General features: G+C 74.2%; 11 protein-coding genes. 2 read left to right on the top strand and 9 right to left on the bottom strand.

Annotation, left to right across the window (positions count from 1 at the left end):
- Positions 1-77 precede the first annotated feature (77 nt).
- The 4 genes from ACIBPB_RS01410 to ACIBPB_RS01395 all read right to left on the bottom strand — a co-directional run bounded on the left by ACIBPB_RS01410 (position 78) and on the right by ACIBPB_RS01395 (position 4,912).
- Positions 78-1,556 (bottom strand): CHAD domain-containing protein, encoded by a 1,479-nt coding sequence (locus ACIBPB_RS01410; RefSeq protein ID WP_396837677.1) that lies wholly within the window; start codon positions 1,554-1,556, stop codon positions 78-80.
- Positions 1,557-1,598: 42 nt separating this feature from the next.
- The gene (locus tag ACIBPB_RS01405) at positions 1,599-2,861 is read right to left on the bottom strand and encodes an acetyl-CoA C-acetyltransferase (protein ID WP_396837676.1); all 1,263 of its coding nucleotides are present in this window, start codon (positions 2,859-2,861) and stop codon (positions 1,599-1,601) included.
- Between the two features lie 76 nt (positions 2,862-2,937).
- Positions 2,938-3,735 carry an SGNH/GDSL hydrolase family protein gene (locus tag ACIBPB_RS01400; protein ID WP_396837675.1) on the bottom strand — a complete coding sequence of 266 codons (798 nt, stop codon included), beginning with the start codon at positions 3,733-3,735 and terminating at the stop codon, positions 2,938-2,940.
- 133 nt (positions 3,736-3,868) lie between these two features.
- Complete coding sequence (locus tag ACIBPB_RS01395) at positions 3,869-4,912, bottom strand: SGNH/GDSL hydrolase family protein (protein WP_396837674.1); 1,044 nt, start codon at positions 4,910-4,912, stop codon at positions 3,869-3,871.
- 143 nt (positions 4,913-5,055) lie between these two features.
- Here ACIBPB_RS01395 and ACIBPB_RS01390 point away from each other — a divergent pair, with 143 nt between their 5' ends.
- Both ACIBPB_RS01390 and ACIBPB_RS01385 read left to right on the top strand, forming a co-directional pair.
- On the top strand, positions 5,056-5,412 hold the full coding sequence (locus ACIBPB_RS01390; protein ID WP_046562568.1) for a YkvA family protein: 357 nt from the start codon (positions 5,056-5,058) through the stop codon (positions 5,410-5,412).
- 76 nt (positions 5,413-5,488) lie between these two features.
- Complete coding sequence (locus tag ACIBPB_RS01385) at positions 5,489-6,859, top strand: cystathionine beta-synthase (protein ID WP_357315854.1); 1,371 nt, start codon at positions 5,489-5,491, stop codon at positions 6,857-6,859.
- Positions 6,860-6,941: 82 nt separating this feature from the next.
- Here ACIBPB_RS01385 and ACIBPB_RS01380 read toward each other — a convergent pair whose 3' ends face one another.
- The 5 genes from ACIBPB_RS01380 to ACIBPB_RS01360 form a co-directional block, all read right to left on the bottom strand.
- Positions 6,942-7,451, bottom strand: coding sequence for a GNAT family N-acetyltransferase (locus tag ACIBPB_RS01380; RefSeq protein WP_396837673.1), 510 nt, complete (start codon positions 7,449-7,451; stop codon positions 6,942-6,944).
- Entirely contained in the window at positions 7,448-8,377 is a 930-nt protein-coding gene (locus ACIBPB_RS01375) for a ribonuclease Z (RefSeq protein WP_396837672.1), read from the bottom strand. The genes ACIBPB_RS01380 and ACIBPB_RS01375 overlap by 4 nt, the downstream gene beginning before the upstream one ends.
- Before the next feature lie 407 nt (positions 8,378-8,784).
- Positions 8,785-9,960: an osmoprotectant NAGGN system M42 family peptidase gene (locus tag ACIBPB_RS01370; RefSeq protein WP_396837671.1), complete on the bottom strand. Its 1,176-nt coding sequence runs from the start codon at positions 9,958-9,960 to the stop codon at positions 8,785-8,787.
- A complete protein-coding gene (ngg, locus tag ACIBPB_RS01365) occupies positions 9,957-11,780 on the bottom strand; it encodes an N-acetylglutaminylglutamine synthetase (RefSeq protein ID WP_396837670.1) in 1,824 nt (607 codons plus the stop codon). The genes ACIBPB_RS01370 and ngg overlap by 4 nt, the downstream gene beginning before the upstream one ends.
- A gap of 2 nt (positions 11,781-11,782) precedes the next feature.
- Entirely contained in the window at positions 11,783-13,567 is a 1,785-nt protein-coding gene (locus ACIBPB_RS01360; protein ID WP_396837669.1) for an N-acetylglutaminylglutamine amidotransferase, read from the bottom strand.
- Positions 13,568-13,669: the final 102 nt, after the last annotated feature.

Genomic DNA, 13,669 nt, shown 5'->3' with positions numbered 1-13,669 from the left:
CTGCGGTCGCCGCTCCTGGTGAAGCCGGGATGGTAGAGCACGTATCTCGCCCAGGGCAAGGCGCTGAACGACCCGATTCAGCGCTTGAGCCAGCGGCGGGCCTTGCGCCGGCGAGCCCGGTCCCGGGCCCGGGGCAGCGCAAGCAGCTCCCGGTCGGCGGCCGCGGCCTGCCGGGCGTGCAGCAGCCCGTAGGTGAACGTGTTCTCGCCGTCCGCGTGCGCCCGCAACGCCTGCTCGCGCAGCACCTCCCGGGTCACCACGGAGTCCTGGTGCGCGCCGAGCACATCCTGGAGGTCCTTGAGTCGGCTCACCAGCTTCGTGGCCGGTGCTCCGACGGTCGCTTCGCGCACCTCGACGGCGTACCGGGCGCGCTTGCCGGCCTTGCGGGCCTCGTGCAGCGCGTCGTCGTCCCCGCCGGCCAGCGCGGCGTCCAGGCGCTCGTCGAAGCGGGTGACCGCCCGGCGTACCCGGCGGGCCACCCAGCCGGGCCGTACCTCGCGGGCAGGCGGCTCCTCGACCAGGGCGTCCAGCCGGCGCAGCAGGTCGGTGTAGCGGTCGGAGTCGAGCGCGGCGCGCGCGCCGTCGAGGGCGGTGGCCAGCTCGGCGGCGAACCGCTCGGCGAGCCGGGCGGCGACCGGGCCGAGCACCAGCTCCGCCGGTTCCGCGTGCACCGCGTCGGCCAGCCGGGCAGACATCACCTGGACGTCCCGGACCGGCCCGAGCCGGCCGCCCAGCCAGCTCAGCTCCGCCCGCACCTGCTCGCTCTCCGCCCGATCCCACAGCCCCCGGAAGGTCCGCAGCGTGGAGCGGAGCCGGCGGACGGCCACCCGCATGTCGTGCACCGCGTCCTCGTCGCCGGCGAGCGCTCCCGGATGGTTGCCGATCAGCGCGTCACGCTGGGCGGCCAGGTAGTCGAGGACGGGCGCCGCCGCGGGGTCCGGCGCCGCCGGCCGGGCCTGCGCCAGCCGGTCGCCCAGCGCGCGGTGCGACTTGGACACCGGCACCGGGCGCGCGCCGGCCGTGCGGAGCCGGTCCGCCACGGCGTCGAGCAGCGGCTCGTCGCCGTCGACCAGCTCGACCTCGATCTCGTGCCACGCCTGCCGGACCCCGCTGACCAGGTCCTCGGACTCGACGGTGTCCTCGGCGACCTCGGCCAGGGTCCGCCCGTCCGGGTCGAGCAGGCGGCGTTCCCGGCGCCGGGTGCGGACCCGGGCGGCCGGGGCGACGGCCGCGCCCCGGGCGGCGGCCCGGTAGAGCGCGGCCAGTTCGGCCGGCGGCTCCTGGTCGTCCGGCCCGGCCGGGAACTGGTGCTCGGTCCGAGCGCCGCCCGCCGCGCCCACCTTGAGGTGCCAGCCCGCGTCGTGCCCCCCGGTCCGCCGCCGCAGCGCGAAGCCGCTGCGGGCCAGCCGCAGGTCGGCGGTGTCCCAGTAGACCGCGTCCAGGTCGAGGGCGGTGGCGTCGGACACCGTCTCGACGCCACCGCACCCGGCCAGGTCGGGCAGCCGGAAGCCCTCGTCACCGGAGTACTTGCGCTCGCGTTCCACCACGGTCGCCATGGCGCCTCCCGTACCCGGCCGGCTTCCGGCCGAACCGGTTGCTCAGTTCAGTCGTTCGAGCACCATGGCCATACCCTGGCCGCCGCCGACGCACATGGTCTCCAGGCCGATGGTCTTGTCGTGCCACTCCAGGGCGTTGAGCAGGGTGCCGGTGATCCGGGCGCCGGTCATGCCGAACGGGTGGCCGACGGCGATCGCGCCGCCCATCACGTTCAGCTTCTCCTCGGGGATGCCCAGCTGCCGGTAGGACGGGATCACCTGGGCGGCGAACGCCTCGTTGATCTCGACCAGGTCGACGTCGTCGATGGTCATGCCGGCCCGCTTGAGCGCCTGCTTCGACGCCTCGACCGGGCCGAGGCCCATGATCTCGGGGGAGAGCGCGGTGACGCCGGTGGAGACGATCCGGGCCAGCGGGGTGAGCCCCAGCTCGGACGCCCGCCCGGCACTCATGATCACCACGGCGGCGGCGCCGTCGTTGAGCGGGCAGCAGTTGCCGGCGGTGATCCGGCCGTCCGGGCGGAACACCGGCTTCAGGCCGGCCACCCCCTCCAGGGTCACCCCCGGGCGCGGGCCGTCGTCGGTGCTGACCACGGTGCCGTCCGGCGTGGTGACCGGGGTGATCTCGCGGGCCCAGAAGCCGTCGGCGATCGCCTTCTCGGCGAGGTTCTGGCTGCGTACCCCGAACGCGTCCATGTCCGCGCGGGTGACGTCGTACACCTGGGCCAGGTTCTCCGCGGTCTGCCCCATGGTCAGGTAGATGTCGGGGAGCTGGCCGGCCTCGCGCGGGTCGGTCCACACCTCGGCGCCGGCCTGGGCGCGGGCCTCGGAGCGGCGGCGTGCCTCGGCGAAGCGCGGGTTCTCCCAGCCGCCGCCGACCAGCGCCTGTGCCTCCGGCGGCAGGGTGTCCGAGTTGCCGCGCGCGTACCGGGAGACGGTCTCGACGCCGGCGGAGATGAACACGTCGCCCTCGCCGGCCCGGATCGCGTGCATCGCCATCCGGGTGGTCTGCAGCGACGAGGCGCAGTAGCGGGTCAGCGTGGCGCCGGGCAGCCCGTCCAGGCCGAGCAGCGTGGCGACCACCCGGGCCATGTTGAAGCCCTGCTCACCGCCGGGCAGGCCGCAGCCCAGGTAGAGGTCGTCGATCGTGGTGGGATCGAGCGCGGGCACCTTGTCGAGCGCGGCCTGGACGATGGTGGCGGCGAGGTCGTCCGGGCGGACGTCCCGCAGGGAACCCTTGAACGCCCGGCCGATGGGGGACCGGGCGGTGGCGACGATGACGGCGTCGCGGGGCGACTCAATCGGCATGAACCAACGTTAACCCGCGGGTAACTTGAGGCGGAAGCTGCCGGCCGGGCGGGAAATGTCACCCCGCCGGGCGCGGTCAGTGGTGCCGGGTGGCGACGGTGGCCGCCGCCTCCACCGCCGGGAGCAGGGCGTGCGCCCACACCCGGTAGCCGTCGGCGGAGGGGTGGTAGCCGTCGTGGCAGAGCGTGCCGGCGTCGGCCCGGAACACCGGGCCGGTCTCGGTGGCCAGGTCGACCACGCCACCCCCGGCGTTCAGCACGGCCGACGTCTGCGCCCGGGCGATCCGCCGGCCGGACCAGGCGAGCACCTGGCGCAGCGGCGCGTCGACCGCGCGTACCGCGCCCAGGTCCGGGCAGGTGCCGACGACGACCTCGACGTGCGCCTCGCGCAGCCGGCGCACCGCGGAGCCCAGGTACGCCGCCGCGTCGCCGGGCCGGGCCAGCGCGGTGGCGTCGTTCGCCCCGACCAGGATGACCGCCACGTCGGGGCGCTCGCCGAGCAGCGCCCGGGCCACCTGGGTGGCCAGATCCGTCGAGCGGGAACCCGAGACGCCCACGCTGGACAGGTGCACCAGGCGGCCGGCCGGCCCCTCGGCGAGCAGGTGCGCGAGTTGCCCGCCGATCGTCTCCTCGAAGTGCTCCACCCCGACGCCGAGCGCCGAGGAGTCGCCGAGCAGCACCAGCCGCAGCGGCGGGGCGCCGGCCCGGCCCACCGTGGCGCGTAGGGCGAGGCCCAACTCGGGCTGGGCGTACTGCCGGTTGCGGGCGGCGATGGCCTGGCCGGCGAGGACGGCCGCGCCCCCGACCGTCCCGGCGAACAGGGACAGGGCGGCGGCCCGACCCAGCCGAGCCGCGAGCTCGTTGCGCTCGGTCATGACGACACCTCCCTGGTGGCGGCGGTGCGGCCGGCCCGGGTGGCGCCGGTTGCTCGCCGCCGTGTCTCACTGGCGGGGCAGACGTGAGCGTGACCCACGTTGTGCCTGCTGATGATGCCCCTGCTGGGCCCGCTCATGCCAGTCCCTCCAGGGTCGGAGACTCGGCGGCGCCGGACTGCGCCGCCGCGCCGACACCGAAGAAGGCCCGCCGCCGAAGCTGCGCCCAGCGCCCGCCGGGACCCCGGTCGCGACCCCGGACCTGGGTGGCGCTGACCTCCGTGCCGGCGTGCCGGGCCGCCTCCTGGGCCGCCTCCGGGAGCGACCGTACGCCCTCCCGGCCCGCGAGCGAGGAGCGCCGCTCCTGGCCGGCGCCGAGCGCGGAGAGCACGGTGGGCAGCAGCGCCGCCGCGGCGACCGCGTACCCCTCCGCCGAGGGGTGGAACCGGTCCCAGGCGAACATCCGGGCCGGCTCGGCCGCGAAACGGGGACCGAGCAGGTCGCCGAGGGAGACCGTCCAGCCGCCCGCCTCGACCACCGCCACCGTCTGCGCGGCGGCGAGCTGGCGGCTCCACCGGCGGGCCAGCCAGCGCAGCGGCGGCTGGATCGGGCGGATCGCGCCGAGGTCGGGGCAGGTGCCGACGACGACCTCGCAGCCCGCGGCGCGCAGGGCGCGGACCGCGTCGACCAGATAGCGCACCGCCACCGAGGGCGGGGTGCGGTTGGTGACGTCGTTGCCCCCGACCAGCACGACGGCGATGTCCGGCTCGACCTCCAGGGCCGACTCGACCTGCGGCTTGAGCCCGGCCGACAGCGCACCCACCACGGCGAAACGGCAGAGCCGGACCGGCCGGTGCAGCCGCCGGGACAGCCCGGTCGCCAGCAGCGCGCCGGGGGTCTCCCGGCGGCGGTGCACGCCGTAGCCGGCGGCCGAGGAGTCGCCGAGGATGACCATGGTGACCGGCGGACCGGGAAGCTTCGCGCCGTAGACCCCGTCGCAGCGCGGCGGGGGCGCCTCGGCCATCGGGATGGTGCGCCGGGCCTGCCGGGCCTGGCCGAGCAGCACCCCACCCGTCGCCACGGTGGCCGCCACGGTGGCGCCCGTGCCGATCGCCGCCAGCCGGGCGATCCGGCGGGCGCGCGGCCAGTCGACCCGCGCGACGGAACCGACGTCCCCCATGCACCGACATTATCGCGCCACCCCGACACCCGCCGTCCGGTGATCAGGAGGCTGGGCGACCACCGTTCCGGGTACCTGTTCGGCAGCGGACGCCGGACTTGCGCCGGGGCCGCACCCTTGGTCGAGCGGAGAGGGGCGACGACATGGGCAAGACGTTGAAGCGGAGCGCGGCGTTCGCCGCACTGGCCCGGGCGCTGGCGTCCGGGGCCCGGGGCGGGCCGTCGGTGGGCGCCCGGCTGGCGGCGCTGCCGCGGATGATCCGGGCCACCGCGAAGGGGGAGTACGACGGCGGCCTGCGGTTGGCCCTGATGACCGCGGCCACCGCGTACATCGTGTCCCCGATCGACCTGCTGCCGGAGATCCCGCTGGCGATCTTCGGGCTGGCCGACGACGCGGTGATGGTCACCTGGCTGGCCGGCAGCGTGCTCGCCGAGACCGAGCGGTTCCTGGAGTGGGAGGCGCGTCGCAGGTCGGTCATCCCCGGGCATCTGGTGCCCTGACGGCACGTACCCTGGGCGACGAACTGACGACTTACCGGCCGCCCCACGACGGCGGCGCGACGAAGGGCACAACGACGTGCAGTACTACGACAACGTGGTCGAGCTGATCGGCAACACCCCGCTGGTCCGCCTGCGCAACGTCACCGAGGGCATCCAGGCGACCGTGCTGGCGAAGGTGGAGTACCTGAACCCGGGCGGCTCGGTGAAGGACCGGATCGCGCTGCGCATGGTCGAGGACGCCGAGCGGGCCGGGATCCTCAAGCCGGGCGGCACGATCGTCGAGCCGACCAGCGGCAACACCGGCGTGGGCCTGGCCCTGGTGGCCCAGCTCAAGGGCTACAAGTGCGTGTTCGTCTGCCCGGACAAGGTCAGCCAGGACAAGCAGGACGTGCTGCGCGCGTACGGCGCCGAGGTGGTGGTCTGCCCGACCGCGGTCGCCCCGGAGGACCCCCGCTCCTACTACAACGTCTCCGACCGGCTGGCCCGCGAGATCCCGGGCGCCTGGAAGCCCAACCAGTACAGCAACCCGGCCAACCCGCGCTCGCACTACGAGACCACCGGCCCGGAGCTGTGGAAGCAGACCGAGGGCGCGCTCACCCACTTCGTCGCGGGCGTCGGCACCGGCGGCACCATCTCCGGCATCGGCCGCTACCTCAAGGAGGCCTCGGCGGGCCGGGTCAAGATCGTCGGTGCCGACCCGGAGGGCTCGGTCTACTCCGGTGGCACCGGCCGGCCGTACCTCGTCGAGGGCGTGGGCGAGGACTTCTGGCCGGAGACCTACGACCGCACCGTGGCCGACGAGATCGTCGAGGTGTCGGACAAGGAGTCGTTCGAGATGACCCGGCGGCTGGCCCGCGAGGAGGGGCTGCTGGTCGGCGGCTCCTGCGGGATGGCCGTGGTGGCCGCCCTGGAGGTGGCCCGCAAGGCCGGTCCGGACGACGTGATCGTGGTGCTGCTGCCGGACAGCGGCAAGGGTTACCTGTCGAAGATCTTCAACGACTCCTGGATGGCCCGGTACGGCTTCCTGGACAACTCCGGCGCCGAGCCCACGGTGGCCGACGCGCTCGGCGGCAAGCCCGGTGGCCTGCCCGAACTGGTGCACGTGCACCCGACCGAGACGGTCCGCGACGCGATCGACTACATGCGCGAGTACGGCGTCTCCCAGCTTCCGGTGCTCAAGGCCGAGCCGCCGGTGGTGACCGGCGAGGTGGCCGGCTCGATCGCCGAGAAGGACCTGCTCGACGCGCTCTTCACCGGCCAGGCGCACCTGCACGACACGATCGAGCGGCACATGGCGGATCCGCTGCCGATGATCGGCGGCGGCCAGCCGGTCAGCGAGGCGGTCACCCTGCTGGAGAAGGCCGACGCCGCCCTGGTGCTGGTCGACGGCAAGCCGAAGGGCGTGCTGACCCGGCAGGACCTGCTCGCCCACCTCGGCGCCCGCTGAGTGATCAGGAGGGGCCCCTTTCCCACGCCCCTGGCGTAGGGGAGGGGCCCCTCCTGACGCCCGGCGTCGGTCCGGGCCCTGCTCAGAGAGGGCGGGCGTAGCGAAGTTGAGCGACGACGGCGGGACCGATCCGGTCGCTGCGTTCCTCCCCGGTGGCGGTCCAGCCACCGCGCTCGTAGAACCGCCGGGCGGCCGTGTTGTCACGCAGCACCCAGAGGACGGCCCGGGACCAGCCGCGGCCCCGCATCGCGTCGAGCGCGTCGATCATCAAGGCCCGGCCGGTGCCCCGGCCCCGCTCCTCGGGCGCCAGGTGGATCGCGTTCAGCAGGCCGGTGGCCGGGTCGTCCGCGTCGTCCGGGCCGAGGTAGCTGAAGCCGACCAGCGTGCCGTCCCGCTCGGCCACGGTCATCCGGTGGTCGGTCCGCTCCCAGGTCCACCGCTCCGCCCAGTACCGGCCCATCTCCTCGGGCGTGGGCGCGGCCAGCGCGTCCGCGGGCAGGAACGGCGAGTACGCCGCCACCCGGGATGCCTGGTGCAGGGCGCCGACCGGCATCAGGTCGGCGTCGGTGGCGGGGCGTAACGAGACGGTCACCCGGACGAGGCTACCCGGCGGGGCGGCACCGGCACCGTCATCAGGTCCGCCGCGATCACCAGCTCGCCGCTGAAGTGCGCCCGGGCCTCGTCGGCGAACCGGCGCGGATCGGCGTATCGCTGCGAGAAGTGGGTCAGCACCAGGGTGCGTACCCCCGACTCGGCCGCCACCCGGGCGGCCTGGGCCGCGGTGAGGTGGCCGACCTCGGCGGCGAGGGCGGCCTCCGACTCCAGGAAGGTCGACTCGATGACCAGCAGGTCGGCGTGTTCCGCCAGCGCCCACACCCCGTCGCAGAGTCCGGTGTCCATCACGAAGGCGAACCGCTGGCCCGGTCGGGGCACGCTCACCTCGTCCCGGGTGACGCGGCGCCCGGCCAGGTCCAGGTGGCCGTCGCGGAGCAGCGCGCCGACGGCCGGCCCGGCGATCCCGTACGCGGACAGCTTCTCCGGCAGCACCCGGCAGCCGTCCGGCTCGATCAGCCGGTACCCGTACGTCTCGATCGGGTGGCGCAGCCGGCGGGCCTCCAGCGTGCCGATGGCCAGGGAGATCCGCTGCCCGTCGGCGTCGATCGGCTCGACGGCCAGCTCGGCGGTCTCGTAGAAGCTCGCCGCGTGACGCAGCCGGGCGAAGTAGTCGGCGCCCCCGGCCGGGAAGTGCACCGCCACCGGGTGCGGCACCCGGTCCAACGAGAGCCGCTGGATCACGCCGGGCAGCCCCAGGCAGTGGTCGCCGTGGAAGTGGGTGACGCAGATCCGGGTCAGGTCGGTGGCGGAGATCCCGGTGTGCAGCATCTGCCGCTGGCTGCCCTCGCCGGGGTCGAAGAGCAGCACCTCGTCGTCCCAGCGCAGCAGGTAGCCGTTGTGGTTGCGCTGCCGGGTGGGAGCCTGGCTGGCGGTACCGAGCACCACCAGCTCGCGCATCGACACGGAATCTCCCAGGAAAGGGTCGACCCCCGGGGCTTCCGCGCTCGCGCGCGGGCCGGCTGGACTGGGCCGGCACCCCGGGGGTCGGGTGGCTGTCGTGGTTTCGCCGCACCGCTGCCACACGGTCTCGACGATCCTGCAGATGCCCGCCTCGCGGCGGACGAGATTTCACTGTCGAGGACAGCGGCTAGCGGACAGCCACCTCACGAGTCCGATTGCTATACAAGTCTGGACCACCTCCTTTCCCGTGTACCGCCACGCTATCCACTTCCCGGGCTGCCCGGCAACGGATTTGGATCACAGACGCCGCCGGCACCGCTCTCCCGCCGGTCGGCCGGCGGGCCGTCTCGGCGCGCCATGGCGGCCGGCTGCCGTCTTGGCGCACCATGCGGGCGGCTGCCTCGGCCCGCTCAGTCGAGGCCGATCGGGCCCTCGCGCGGGCCGTCGTCGGAGGCCGGCTGGACGGCCAGGGACGGGAAGTCGGCCAGGTCGCCCGCCGGCTCGGCGTCCCACTCGGGGAAGACCAGCGGGCTCTGGAGGTAGAGGCAGAGCAGCTGGGTGAGGTGCCGCAGCCCGTCGAGGTGGGTGCGCTCGTGCCCGTGGGTGGCATCCACCCCGAAGCCGACCAGCGCCACCCGGGCGTGTGCGCCCGCCTCCACGGCGGCGGCCACGTCCGAGCGGTAGTAGTCGAAGACGTCCCGGACCAGGTCGACGCCGTGCGCGCGGGCGATCGACGCCAGGTTGCGGGTCAGGTGGTAGTCGAACGGGCCGACGCCGTCGCCCATGGCCAGGGTGGCGGCGTTCTCCCGGGACTGCTGACCCGGGGCGACCACCGCCGCGTCGACCGAGACGATCTCGGCCACGTCCGGGTCGAGGCCGTGGCTGGCCCCGTGCCCGAGTTCCTCGGTGACGGTGACCAGCAGGTGGGCGGTGACCGCCGGCCTGACACCCGCGTCGATCATGGCCTTGAACGCGGTCAGCACGGCGGCGACCCCGGCCTTGTCGTCCAGGTGCCGCGATTTCACGTACCCGCTCGGGGTGATCGTCGGGGTGGCCAGCAGCGCGACGAAGTCGCCGGCGTCGACGCCGAGCGCGCGGAGGCCGGCGATGTCGTCCACCGGTTCGTCGACCCGTACCTCGACCAGCTCCCAGCCGACGCCCTGCAGGTCGACGTCCTCGTTGTAGCGATGGCCGCTGGCCTTGAGCGGCAGGACCTGGCCGGTGACCACCCGGTCCAGGTCGTCGGTGAAGATCCGCACGTGGGCGCCCTCGGCGAACCGGGCGCTGTGCGTGCCGATCGGCTTCAGCTCCAGCCGGCCGTTCTCCTTGAGCCGCTTGACCATGCCCCCGATGGTGTCGGTGTGCACCACGACCGCCCGGTCGGCGCCGGTCTCCCGCGGGCCCGGCAGGCAGGCGCTGAGCGCCCCACGCCGGGTCAGTGTCGAGCCGATCCCGAGCGCCGAGAGGCGTTCCCCCACGTACTGCTGGACGTGGTCGGTACGCCCCGACGGGCTGGGGATCTCCAGCAGCTCCACCAGCACCTGGCGCAGGTAGTCGAGGTCGATCGCCAACGGTTCCGGGCTCACCCGGCGCCTCCCGTACCGGCCGGGGACCAGAGCCGTCGCGGCGCCCGAGTGCCGGGGAAGAGCAGGTCGACGAAGCGCTCGGCGGTCGGCTGCGGCTCGTGGTTGGCCAGGCCGGGCCGCTCGTTGGCCTCGATGAACACGTGCTCGGGCCGGTCCGGGGCGGGGACCAGCAGGTCCAGCCCGGTGACCGGGATGTCCAGCGCCCGGCTGGCCGCCACGCACGCCTCGGCGATCACCGGGTGCAGCTCGGCGGTGACGTCGTGGATGGTCCCGCCGGTGTGCAGGTTGGCGGTCCGGCGTACGGCCAGCACCGTGCCCTCGGGCAGCACGTCGTCCATCCGGTGGCCCGCGTCGGCGACCACCTCACGGGTCAGCTCGTCGACCGGGATCGTCGACTCGCCCCCGGTCGCGGCGGCGCGCCGCCGGCTCTGCCGCTCGATCAGCTCGGTGATGTCGTGCACGCCGTCCCCGGTGATCTGCGCCGGGCGGCGGACCGCGGCGGCGACCACCTCGTGGTCGATCACCACCACCCGCAGGTCCTCGCCCGTGCGCAACTCCTCGATCAGCACGTCCGGGCAGAAGCGGCGGGCCAGCTCGATGGCGGCGGTCAGCGCCTGCGGGGTACGGACCCCGACGGTGATGCCGTTGCCCTGCTCGCCCCGGGCCGGCTTGACCACCACCGGGCCGACCTCGGTCAGGAACGCCAGGTCGTCGGCGTCGCCGGTGGCGGTCCGGCCACGTGGTACGCGCAGCCCCGCCTCGGCGAGGATCCGCCGGGTGACCCGCTTGTCGTCGCACCGGCTCATCGCCACCGCCGAGGTCAGCTCCGACAGCGACTCGCGGGTGTGCACGGTCCGCCCGCCGTTGCTGAGCCGCAACTCGCCCCAGCGGGGGTCGGTGACCTCCACCCGGACGCCGCGCCGCATCGCCTCGTCGGCGATGATCTTCGCGTACGGGTTGAGCTGGTCGTACCCCTCGGGGGCGGCGGGCAGGAAGAGCCGCTCGTTGATCGGGTTCTTCCGCTTCACGCAGAGCGTTGCGGTGCGGTGGAAGCCCAGCCGCTCGTAGAGCCGGATCGCGCCGGAGTTCTCCGCCAGCACGGACAGGTCCACGTACGCCCGGCCCCGGGCGTCGAGCCGGTCGGCCAGCGCGGTGAGCAGGGCCTGGCCGGTGCCCGGCGGCGCGGTGTTGAAGTCCACGGTCAGGCACCACAGGCTGGCGCCGTTCTCCGGGTCGGCGAAGACCGCCACGTGGTCGACGCCGGTGATGGTGCCGACCACCTCACCGGTGGCGTCCTCGGCCACCAGGTGCAGAAACCGGTCGGTACGGGCGTTGTCGACGAGCACGTCGACCGGGGCGGTGACCATGCCGTTGCGCGCGTAGATCCGGTTCACCGCGTCCGCGTCGTCGGCGTCGCGCAGCGGCCGGACGGTCAACCCGGGAACCTCGCCACCCTCGGTGGCGGCGGGCCGCTGCCCGCCCAGCGGCAGCCGGTAGGTCAGCGACGGGTCGATGAACAGCTCGTCCGGCAGCCGGGACACCAGCACGTGCGGGTCGCGCAGGTAGATGCAGATGTCGCGGGCGCCGACCGCCTCGGAGCGCAGCACGTCGGCCACCTGCACCTGGTCGTGGAACGTCTGCCCGAAGACCAGCCGGCCCCAGCCGCAGTCCAGCACCACGCCCGGGGAGCCCGCGGGTCGACGCGGCTCCGGCGTACCCGATGCGACCGGGTCACCGCCCGGGCCGGTGCGTTCCCGTCGGCGGCCCGGCACCCGATCCCGGTCGGTACGTGCCGTCCCGGTGGCGAGGATGTCGGTCACGATCAGTCGATCCCGTGGCTCTGGAGCCACATTTCCAGGAGTCCCAGTTGCCACAGCTTGTTTCCGTTCAACGGGGTCAGTTCGGCGTTCGGGTCGGCGAGCAGCGCGTCGACGTAGTCGGCGCGGAACAGGTCGCGCCGGCGGGCCTCGGGCGCGGTCAGCGCGTCGCGTACCCGGTCGAGGAGCTTGTCCTCCAGGTGGGTGAGGCCCGGCACCGGGAAGTAGCCCTTCGGCCGGTCGATCACCTCGTGCGGCAGGAGCCGCCGGCCGATCTCCTTGAGTACGCCCTTGCCGCCCTGGGCCAGCTTCAGCTCCGGCGGGCAGCTTGCGGCCAGTTCGACGAACTCGTGGTCGAGGAACGGCACCCGGGCCTCCAGCCCGTGCGCCATCGTCATGTTGTCGACCCGCTTCACCGGGTCGTCGGTGAGCATGACCTGGGTGTCGATCCGCAGGCCGGCGTCGACCGCGGTCTGCGCGCCGGGCCGGGCCAGGTGCGCGGCGACGTACTCGCGGGCCGGGTCGCCGTCGGCCAGCCACGCCGGGTTGAGCACCCGGGCCAGTCCGGCCGCGTCACGGTCGAAGAAGGCCTTCGCGTACGTCTCGAGCGCCCGCTCCCGGTCGACGCCGGCGAGCGGCGGATACCAGTGGTAGCCGCCCAGGATCTCGTCCGCGCCCTGGCCCGACTGGACCACCCTGACGTGCCGCGCGACCTCCTGGCTGAGCAGCCAGAACGCGACGCAGTCGTGGCTGACCATGGGCTCGCTCATGGCCGTGACGGCGGCCTCCAGCGGCGGCAGCAGGTCGCCGGTGGGCACCCGGATCTGGTGGTGGTCGGTGCTGAACGTCTTCGCCACCAGGTCGGAGTAGACGAACTCGTCGCCCGCCCGGCCGCCGACCGCGTCGAAGCCGATCGAGAAGGTGGCCAGCCCGGACTGGCCCTCCCCGGCGAGCAGCGCGACCACCAGGCTGGAGTCGAGCCCGCCGGAGAGCAGCACGCCGACCGGCACGTCGGCCACCATCCGGCGGCGTACGGCGGTGGTCAGCGAGTCCAGCAGCGCGTCCTGCCAGTCCCGCGCGGACCAGTCGGCCCGCTCGGCGGCCCGGCTGAACGCCGGATCCCAGTACACCCGCTCGTGGCTGGTGCCGTCCGGCTCGTACACCCGGACCGTGGCGGGTGGCAGCTTGGCGACGCCGCGCAGGATGGTGCGGGGCGGCGGCACGATGCTGTGGAAGCTCAGGTAGTGGGCGAGCGCCACCGGGTCGATGCTGGTGTCGATCCCGCCGCCGGCCAGCAGGGCCGGCAGGGTCGAGGCGAAGCGGACCGTGCCGGGCGTCTCGGCCAGGTAGAGCGGCTTGATGCCGAGGCGGTCCCGGGCCAGCACCAGGCGGCCGGTGTCCCGCTCGCTGATCGCCACCGCGAACATGCCGACCAGGTGGTCGACGAAGTCGAGCCCCCACTCGGCGTACGCCTTGAGCACCACCTCGCTGTCGCCGGAGGAGCAGAAGCGGTGGCCCCTGGCCCGCAGTTCCTCGCGCAGTTCCCGGTAGTTGTAGATGCAGCCGTTGAAGACGCCGGTGAGGCCGGCGGCCGGGTCGACCAGTGGCTGGCCGCTGGCCGCCGACAGGTCGATGATCTTCAGCCGGCGGTGGCCGAGGGCCACCGGGCCCTGCGACCAGACCCCGCCGTCGTCGGGCCCTCGGTCGTCCATCGTCGCCGCCATGCGCTGCACCACGCCGACATCGGCGCGCGAGCCGTCACGGCGGAATTCTCCGGCAAGTCCGCACATGCGGCCCCATGCTGCCAGAGGTTGTTGCGGTTTACCTGTTGAGACGATGACAGTTGTGTGACGGCTCGCTATCATGCCGCGCTGCGGCGGTGGCTCTGTCCC

It is taken from the genome of Micromonospora sp. NPDC049836 (assembly GCF_044465125.1).
In the GTDB taxonomy this organism is placed as follows: Bacteria; Actinomycetota; Actinomycetes; order Mycobacteriales; family Micromonosporaceae; genus Micromonospora.
The sequence above is the reverse complement of the archived record's forward strand: the minus strand, read 5'-3'. Positions and strand labels throughout refer to the sequence as shown.

Bases quoted from the DNA above. Each gene is read 5' to 3' on its own strand.
- ACIBPB_RS01410 (WP_396837677.1), bottom strand. From the start codon at position 1,556: ATGGCGACCGTGGTGGAACGCGAGCGCAAGTACTCCGGTGACGAGGGC.
- ACIBPB_RS01405 (WP_396837676.1), bottom strand. From the start codon at position 2,861: ATGCCGATTGAGTCGCCCCGCGACGCCGTCATCGTCGCCACCGCCCGG.
- ACIBPB_RS01400 (WP_396837675.1), bottom strand. From the start codon at position 3,735: ATGACCGAGCGCAACGAGCTCGCGGCTCGGCTGGGTCGGGCCGCCGCC.
- ACIBPB_RS01395 (WP_396837674.1), bottom strand. From the start codon at position 4,912: ATGGGGGACGTCGGTTCCGTCGCGCGGGTCGACTGGCCGCGCGCCCGC.
- ACIBPB_RS01390 (WP_046562568.1), top strand. From the start codon at position 5,056: ATGGGCAAGACGTTGAAGCGGAGCGCGGCGTTCGCCGCACTGGCCCGG.
- ACIBPB_RS01360 (WP_396837669.1), bottom strand. From the start codon at position 13,567: ATGTGCGGACTTGCCGGAGAATTCCGCCGTGACGGCTCGCGCGCCGAT.